Raw genomic sequence first — 4,331 nt, 5'->3', positions numbered from 1 at the left:
CCCGCAGACCGCGCCCGCCCCGTCCCCGGCCCGCCGGCGCGGTCTGCGGGCGACCGCCCTCGTCGCCGCGTCAGTGCTCGCCGCCGGCCTGCTGGGCGTCGTGGTCGCCGGTGGCGGCACGGCCACCGCCGGCGCCGTCGGCGCGGGCAGCTACACCGAGACGCGGCCGGCCGGCGCCCTGCTGCCCAAGGGCTGCGGCGCGATCAGCACCAACCCGCGCGTCTTCACCACCGCCGACGCGCCCGCCGGCGCCGTCCCCACCAACGACTGGTGGTCGTCGCTGATCTGGAAGCGCAACAACTGCACGGGCAGCGAGGTCCTGCACGCCCACCCGCTGGCGGCCAAGTCCGAGAACAACGGGCTCGGGCTGTCGTACACCACCACGCCGGCGATCAGCGGCACCGCGACCGGCGTCGGCGAGTTCCACTACCCGTACACCGAGGACGTCCGCGTCGGGATGACCGGACTGTCCGCGCCGGTGGTCAAGGCCGCCGGGTGGACCGACTGGACGGTCACCGCCGACTGGAGCGACGGCAGCCGCACCATGCGCGCCACCATCGGCCACGGCCTGCCGTTCAGCTACTACACGGTCAGCGGCGGCACCGCCCAGCTCACCACCGCCGGGACGCCCACCGTCTGGCGCAACTCCGGCGCCACCATCGGCTTCACCGTCCGCGGCCACGACTACGTCGCGTACGCCCCGACCGGCGCCACCTGGACCGTCAGCGGCACCGGCATCAGCTCGACGCTGGCCGGCAAGGGGTACTTCTCGGTCGCGGTGCTGCCCGGCGGCGGCGACCGGGGCGCCCTGGCCGACACCTACGCCCGGTACGCCCACGCCCACGTCACCGGCACCCGGATGAGCTACTCGTACGACCAGTCCGCCGGCACGGTGCGCACCACCTACGCGTTCACCACCACGCCCCGCGAGGGCAGCGAGACGAAGACAGTGGTGGCGCTCTACCCGCACCAGTGGCGCAGCCTCACCGGCGCCACCCCGATCGGGCAGACGTACGTCTCGGCTCGCGGCGCCATGCGGGTGCTCACCGGCGTGCCGTCGTTCACCACCACGATGCGCTTCACCGGCGTCCTGCCCGAGGTGCCCGCCGTCGGCGACTCCAGCGGCGCGGACCTGTCCACAGTCACCGGATACCTGAACGCCGAGCAGGGCAACCCGGAGGGCGTCAGCGGCCCGGACACCTACTGGGCCGGCAAGGGACTCGGCCGGGCCGCCCGCATCGCCGAGATCGCCGACCAGCTCGGGCAGACCTCGGTCCGCGACGCGGCGCTGACCGCGATGCGGAACCGGCTGACCAACTGGCTCACCGCCGGCTCCGGCGAGAGCGGCCAGCTGTTCTACTACGACCGCAACTGGGGCACGCTGATCGGCTACCCCGCGTCGTACGGCTCCGACGAGGACCTCAACGACCACCACTTCCACTACGGCTACTTCATCGCCGCCGCCGCCACGCTGGCCAAGTTCGACCCGGGCTGGGCCGACGACAGCCGCTACGGCGGCATGGTCGACCTGCTCATCCGCGACGCCAACAACTACGACCGCGCCGACAGCCGCTTCCCCTACCTACGGGACTTCGACATCTACGCCGGCCACGACTGGGCCTCCGGCCTGGCGCCGTTCTTCGCCGGCAACAACCAGGAGTCCTCCTCGGAGGGGATGAACTTCGCCAACGCGCTGATCCAGTGGGGCCAGGCCACCGGCGACACCGCCGTCCGCGACGCCGGGGTCTACCTGTGGACCACCCAGTCCGCGGCCATCTCCGAGTACTGGTTCGACGTGTACGACCAGAACTTCCCGGCCGCGTTCGGGCACAAGACGGTCGGCATGGTGTGGGGCGACGGCGGGTCGTACTCGACCTGGTTCTCCGCGGCGCCGGAGATGATCCAGGGCATCAACATGCTGCCGATCACCGGCGGTCACCTCTACCTGGGCGACTTCCCGGAGTACGTCAAGGCCAACTACGCCGAGCTGGTCACCAACAAGGGCGGCCCGCCCACGGTGTGGCAGGACATCATCTGGGAGTTCCTGGCCCTCGGCGACGGTGAGCAGGCGCTGCGCAACTTCCGCGCCAACAGCGGATTCACCAGCGAGGAGGGTGAGAGCAAGGCGCACACGTTCCACTGGATCCGCAACCTGGCCGCGCTCGGCACGGTGGACACCTCCGTCACCGCGAACCACCCGCTGGCGAAGGTGTTCGTCAAGAACGGCGCCCGCACCTACGTGGCGTCGAACATCACCGCCCGGTCGCTGACTGTCACGTTCTCCAACGGCACCACCCTCGTCGTGCCGGCCGGGAAGACGGCCACCTCCGGGGCGTACACGTGGAGCGGCGGCAACGCCACCGGCGGCGGAACCGTGCCGACCGGCAGCCCGTCGACGTCGGGGCCCAGCCCCACCCCGACCACCGCGAGCCCGACGCCGACCTCCGCGAGCCCCAGCCCGACGGGTACGGGCAGCCCGCTGAAGCCGGTCCGGTACCTGCGCTCGGGCGGCGGGCTGGACGGCACCGCCGGCACCGCCGGCACGGTGAACGTGGCGGCGGCGAACGGCAACCACGACGGCACGCCGACCAACCCGCAGGTGTTCACCGCCACCGGGCTGACCGGCACGTACACCGGCGGGGCGACCGCCTTCGACCTGGCCGTCGACGCGGGCACCGCGGTCGGCAACGGCGTCCAGATCCGCGTCTCCTACGACCTGACCGGCAACGGCAGCGTCGAGCGGGTGGAGACGTACCGGTACTTCGCCACCGATCCGGTCCCGGGTGCGGAGCGCTACCGGCAGACCCAGGGTCTGCTCTCGTCCACCGGCACGCTGGGCAACCTGGCCGGCGGCACGGTACGCGTCGAGGTGTGGAACGCCATCGGCGGCGCGCCCACGATCCTCGGCGTCGGCAACGGCTCGACTGTCACCCTGCCGTACGGTTCCTGACCCGCGGTTCCGGCGCCCCGGCCCCAGTGGCCGGGGCGCCGGTTCGCGACCGGGTCACGGCCAGCGGGTGGCGGTGGACTCGAACAGCGCGCTGTCGCTCGCCACCGGGATGACGCAGAGCAGGTGCCCGCCCGGCGCGCGCAGCACGTGGCAGTCGAGCCAGCGGGAGACCGGTGCGGCGCCGAGTCCGCACAGCCGCTCGACCTCGGCGGCCACGTCGTCGGTCTCGATGTCGAGGTGGTAGCGGGGCGCGTCGCCGACCGACTGCACGGCGGTGACCAGCCCGGGCACCACGTCGGCCAGGCCGGTGAACTCCGGTTCGGCTGGTTCGGTGCGCAGCTCCGAGCCGAGCGCGGCGGACCAGAACGCGGCCGCCTCCCCCGCCTCGTCCCGCGGCGCGTCGATGATCAGGGCGTACAACCTCGATCGATGCATCGCCCGAGCCTAACCACGACCGCCTGCGGCGGCAGCCCCGCGCGGTCAGGCGGTCACGTGCGCGCTGTCGCCGGCCGTCGCGGCGAACGACGTGCCGCTGACCATCCGGGCCGCGTCCGAGGCGAGGAACACCACGAGCGGCGCGACGTCCTCCGGTTCCACCCACGGCACGCCCAGCGGCGTCTTCGACCGCAGCGCCGCAATCGCGGCGTCCTCCACCTCGGCGAGGTCACCGGAGGCCGGCTTCCCCGCCTCGACGAGCGCCTGCACGTAGCGGTCCCGGTGCCGGGTCAGCGCGGTGTCGACCAGGCCCGGGATCACCGCGTTCACCGTCACGCCGTGCGGACCGAGTTCCAGCGCGGCGGACTTGACCAGCCCGATCAGTCCCCACTTGGACGCCGAGTACGCGGACCCGTTCGTGGTGCCGTGCTGCCCCTGGGTGGACGACGTCACGACGATCCGGCCGCCGCCGCGGCGTACCAGCAGCGGCGCGAAGACCCGCAGCACGTTGGCGGCGCCGGTGAGGTTCACGTCGATCTGGTCGTGCCAGTGCTGGTCGGTCATCTCCAGCAGCGGCGCGAACGCCTGGATGCCGGCGTTGGCGAACAGCACGTCCACGCCGCCGTGCTCCCGTTGCACCGCCTCGGCGACCGCGCGTACCGCGCCGATGTCGCGCTGGTCGGCCACGTGCGCCGACCAGCGGGCGCCCGCCGCCGTCACCCGGCGCCCGGTCTCGGCCAGGTCCTCCGGCGTGGCGGGCGGAAGGTCCAGGATCGGGCTGACCGGCCCGGCGACGTCCAGCCCGGCCACATCCGCGCCGGCCTCGGCCAGCGCCACCGCCGCGGCACGGCCGATCCCCCGCGCCGCGCCGGTGACCACAGCGACCCGCCCCGACAACATCCCGGCCGCCACCGCGTCACCCCTCCCGTGGACTCCCCTCTCGCAC

The 4,331-nt window shown here is 73.3% G+C and carries 3 protein-coding genes; 1 reads left to right on the top strand and 2 read right to left on the bottom strand.

The features are described from left to right. Positions 1-2,950 (top strand): glycosyl hydrolase (locus tag EAD96_RS00700; RefSeq protein WP_233585326.1); only part of this gene is annotated, 2,950 nt, incomplete at its 5' end. Between the two features lie 54 nt (positions 2,951-3,004). Here EAD96_RS00700 and EAD96_RS00695 read toward each other — a convergent pair. Continuing rightward, entirely contained in the window at positions 3,005-3,385 is a 381-nt protein-coding gene (locus EAD96_RS00695; protein WP_121682901.1) for a VOC family protein, read from the bottom strand. 45 nt (positions 3,386-3,430) lie between these two features. Then, positions 3,431-4,285 (bottom strand): SDR family NAD(P)-dependent oxidoreductase, encoded by an 855-nt coding sequence (locus tag EAD96_RS00690; protein WP_121682903.1) that lies wholly within the window; start codon positions 4,283-4,285, stop codon positions 3,431-3,433. Positions 4,286-4,331: the final 46 nt, after the last annotated feature.

This window comes from Micromonospora sp. BL1 (genome assembly GCF_003667485.1).
GTDB classification, from domain to species: domain Bacteria; phylum Actinomycetota; class Actinomycetes; order Mycobacteriales; family Micromonosporaceae; genus Micromonospora; species Micromonospora tulbaghiae.
Note: the sequence above shows the minus strand (reverse complement) of the source record. Positions and strands in the feature narration are given on the sequence as shown.

Coding starts and splice junctions, on each gene's coding strand:
- EAD96_RS00695 (WP_121682901.1), bottom strand. CDS start 3,385: ATGCATCGATCGAGGTTGTACGCCCTGATCATCGACGCGCCGCGGGAC.
- EAD96_RS00690 (WP_121682903.1), bottom strand. CDS start 4,285: ATGTTGTCGGGGCGGGTCGCTGTGGTCACCGGCGCGGCGCGGGGGATC.